The organism is Kitasatospora sp. NPDC057512, assembly GCF_042802135.1.
Lineage (GTDB): Bacteria > Actinomycetota > Actinomycetes > Streptomycetales > Streptomycetaceae > Kitasatospora.
The window spans coordinates 1-3,647 of sequence record NZ_JBHVET010000794.1; the positions used below are offsets into that span (position 1 = coordinate 1).

Consider the following 3,647-nt stretch of genomic DNA (forward strand, 5'->3'; position numbering starts at 1 on the left):
CCCGGGCCGGGTGCCGCCCCAGGGCGGCGGGACCGTTCCCGCGGCCGGGCAGCCGTGAGGGCCCCCGGGCGCGCGGCCTCCGGTGGCACCGGTGCCGCCGCCGGGCGCGTGCCGCTCGGCCCCGGGGTGTCCGGGCCCCGGGCGCTGCGGCGCGTGGTCCTCGGCCACGCGCCCTGCGGGCGCACCGCGCGCGCGGTGCACGCGGCGGCCGCCGCGCTGCTGGCCCTCGCGCTGGGCGCGGTCGCGGTGCGCGGGGTCGCGGAGCCCGGGGTCGCGCTGGCGTTCACCGCGCTGATCGCGCTCGGCGAATGCGTCCGCATCACCCTTCCGGGGGATCGGGAGCAGGCGCCGATCGGTGCGGCCGGTGCGCTGGCGTACGCCCTGCTCGGGCCGCTGCGCGGGGTGCCGACCGCGCACGGGACGCTCCAGGTGGTCGCGGTGACCGGGGCCGGCCTGCTGCTGGGCCGGCTGGCCGGGGCCGTCCTGCCGGACCGGGCCGGGCCGGACGGCGCCGGGCGCCCGCACCGCCGTCCGCCCTGGGTGGACCCGGCCCGCCGCGACGGCGCCGCCCGCCGGGTGCTCGCCGTCGGCTTCGCGGGCGCCGTCTTCCAGCCGCTCTACAACGGCGGCATGGTCGACCGCTTCTCGCCCGAGGGCCCGGCGTACGGGGTGTTCCTGACCGCCGTCGCCGCGCTGGCCGCGCTCTGCGACGCGACCCTGGCCGCGCTGCTGCGCCGCTCCGGCGGCGGGCTGCGGTTCCCGGCGGCGCTGGAGGACGAGCTGCGCTCGCTGTTCGGCATCGGCTCGGCGATCGTCGCCACCGGGATGCTGGTCAGCCTCGCGGCCGGCGAGGTCGGGCTATGGGCGCTGCCGCTGTTCTGCACCCCGCTGCTGCTCGCCCAGGTGTCGTTCCGGCGCGCCGCCGCCGTGCGGGCCACCACCGGGCAGACCATCGCCAGCCTCGCCCGGGCCACCGAGGTGGCCGGGTACACCCCGCACGGGCACGCGCGCCGGGTCGCGGACACGGCGTGCGCGCTGGGCCGCGAGCTGGGTCTGGGTACCCGCGAGCTCGCCCTGCTGGAGTACGCCGCGCTGATGCACGACGTCGGCCAGCTGTCCCTGGTCGAACCGGTGCCGGACGGCGCCACCGCGCTGCTGCCCGACGCCGAGCAGCAGCGGATCGCCCGTCTCGGCAGCGAGGTGATCAGCCGCACCGGGGTGCCCCGGCAGGTCGCCGAGCAGGTCGCCCGGCTGGCCGACCCGTGCACCGGGCCCGCCTCCGGGGACGGCCCGGTGCCGCTCGCGTCCCGGATCATCCGGGTCGCCAACGCCCACGACGACCTGCTCACGGCAGCCCGCGGCCGGGGCGTCGGCGAGGCCGTCGGACGGCTGGAGGCGCTGGAGGCCCTGCGGCTGGGCCGCGGCCGGGTCTACGACGCCCGCGTGGTGGACGCCCTGGCCAGGGTGGGCGGCTAGGGCCTGCGTCGAACTCGCGTCCGCGGGGCACCGCTGGGGCACGCACCTCGCCGCGTTGTCGTCGGTCGCCCATGGCCCCCGGCCTCCGGCCGGGAGGCGCCCCAACGCCGCCCCGCCCGAGCTCCGGGCGGACGACGGGAGGGCGGGTCCCGCGGAGCCCTTGCCGGAGCCGCGGGGCCCGTACGGTCGGGCGGGGCGGGGCCCGTACGGCCCGGGCGGTCCGTCGCCGCCGCGCGGCCCGGGAACCGGGTTCCGGCCGTCAGGGGTTGAGCGGGCGGCATCGGACAGGCAGGCTGGGGAGGGGCGGGCCCCAACCTCGGCGGTGGGGAGCGCGGGCGGGGGCGGGCGTGGTTGGATGCGGTCGTAGCGTGGAACACCGACCCGGGGCACCGGGCCCGGGCGCCGTCCGAGGCGGTACGGGCACGGTGGCACGGGACTTGAGCGGACGACGACGGCAGGGACGAACGTGAGGATCTTCCACCGGGCACGGCACCGGCCGTCCGCCACCTGGCGGCAGACGACCGACCGGGCCTTCACGCTGATCGGCGACGGCCGCTACGAGGACGCCGGCGCCCTGCTGGTGATGGCCGCCGACCTGGAGCCGTGGCTCTCCGACTCCTGGTTCAACCTCGCCCTGCTGCACAAGTTCCGCCGGGACTGGGAGCAGGCCCGCTCGGCCGGCCTGCGCGCCGTCGCCCTGCTGGACCGCGAGCACGGCGCCCCGGACTGGTGGAACCTCGGCATCACCGCGACCGCCCTGCAGGACTGGCCGCTGGCCCGCCGCGCCTGGCAGGCGTACGGGCTGAAGCTGTCCGGCGGCCCCGGCGCGCAGCCGGACGGCCCGGTCAGCCTGGACCTCGGCACCACCCCGGTGCGGCTGTCCCCGGACGGCGAGTCCGAGGTGGTCTGGGGCCGACGGCTGGACCCGGCCCGGATCGAGGTGCTGTCCATCCCGCTGCCCTCCTCCGGCCGCCGCTGGGGCGAGGTGGTGCTGCACGACGGCGCCCCGCACGGCGAGCGGGTCACCGACGGCGTCGCCTACCCGGTGTTCGACGAGATCGAGCTGTGGGCGCCCTCCCCGGTGCCGACCTACGTGGTGCTGCTGCAGGCCGCCACCGCCGGGGACCGGGACGCGCTGGAGCGGCTGGTCGCCGACGCCGGCTACGCGGCCGAGGACTGGACCTCCTCGGTGCGGCTGCTGTGCCGCGCCTGCTCGGAGAGCCGGATGGCCTCCGACGACGGGGTCGCCGCCCACCACGACCCGCACGACGACGGCGACGCCGCCCACCCCGGCCACCTCAGCCACCTCAGCCAGGGCGGCGCGGCCGGGATGTCCTGGCTGGTCGAACGCGAGTGCGGGATCGCCGCCCCGGCCCACCTCGTGCGCACCCTGCTGGACCGCTGGGTCGCGTCCGCCCCGGGAAGCCGGGCTTACCGGGACCTCGAAGAAGTGTGCTGAGTACCCTGGTGAGGTAACGCGTACACCGACGGAAGCGGAAGACATGGCGGATCAGGCCGAGCAGCACGAGCACGAGCACGACGTGGAGGGGACGGCGCCCGAGACGCCCGTGAAGGTGATCGGTGAGGAGCCCGACCTCAGCAAGGGCACCGCCCGCCCGATCACCGTCGTCGGCAACCCGGTGCTGCACCGCGAGGTCAAGGACGTCACCGTCTTCGACGGCGAGCTGTCCGCGCTGATCGACGACATGTTCCAGTCGATGTACGCCGCCGAGGGTGTCGGCCTCGCCGCCAACCAGATCGGCGTCGACCTCAAGGTCTTCGTCTACGACTGCCCGGACGACGAGGGCGTGCGCCACATCGGCCACGTGATCAACCCCGTGCTGGAGGAGTACCCGGCCGACCGCCGCCGCGTCCTGGACGACGGCAACGAGGGCTGCCTCTCCGTGCCCACCGCCTACGCCGAGCTGGCCCGCCCGGACTACGCCGCGGTCACCGGCGTCGACAAGGACGGCGAGCCGATCCGCGTCGAGGGCACCGGCTTCTTCTCGCGCTGCCTCCAGCACGAGACCGACCACCTCTACGGCACCCTCTACATCGACAAGCTGTCGAAGCGGGACCGCAAGGACGCCCTGAAGCAGATGGCCGAGGGCACCCCGAAGTACGCGACCGTGGCGAACGACTGACGGTCCGTCACATGCGAGGGCCGGGAC

The 3,647-nt window shown here is 76.9% G+C and carries 3 protein-coding genes; all 3 read left to right on the forward strand.

Annotated elements, in window-relative coordinates:
* Positions 1 to 153 precede the first annotated feature (153 nt).
* Positions 154 to 1,476 (forward strand): HD-GYP domain-containing protein, encoded by a 1,323-nt coding sequence (locus ACFU6K_RS33830; protein WP_380669628.1) that lies wholly within the window; start codon positions 154 to 156, stop codon positions 1,474 to 1,476.
* Between the two features lie 466 nt (positions 1,477 to 1,942).
* Positions 1,943 to 2,935: a tetratricopeptide repeat domain-containing protein gene (locus ACFU6K_RS33835; RefSeq protein WP_049652370.1), complete on the forward strand. Its 993-nt coding sequence runs from the start codon at positions 1,943 to 1,945 to the stop codon at positions 2,933 to 2,935.
* A 43-nt stretch (positions 2,936 to 2,978) separates the two neighbouring features.
* Positions 2,979 to 3,620, forward strand: coding sequence for a peptide deformylase (def, locus tag ACFU6K_RS33840; RefSeq protein WP_380669626.1), 642 nt, complete (start codon positions 2,979 to 2,981; stop codon positions 3,618 to 3,620).
* Positions 3,621 to 3,647: the final 27 nt, after the last annotated feature.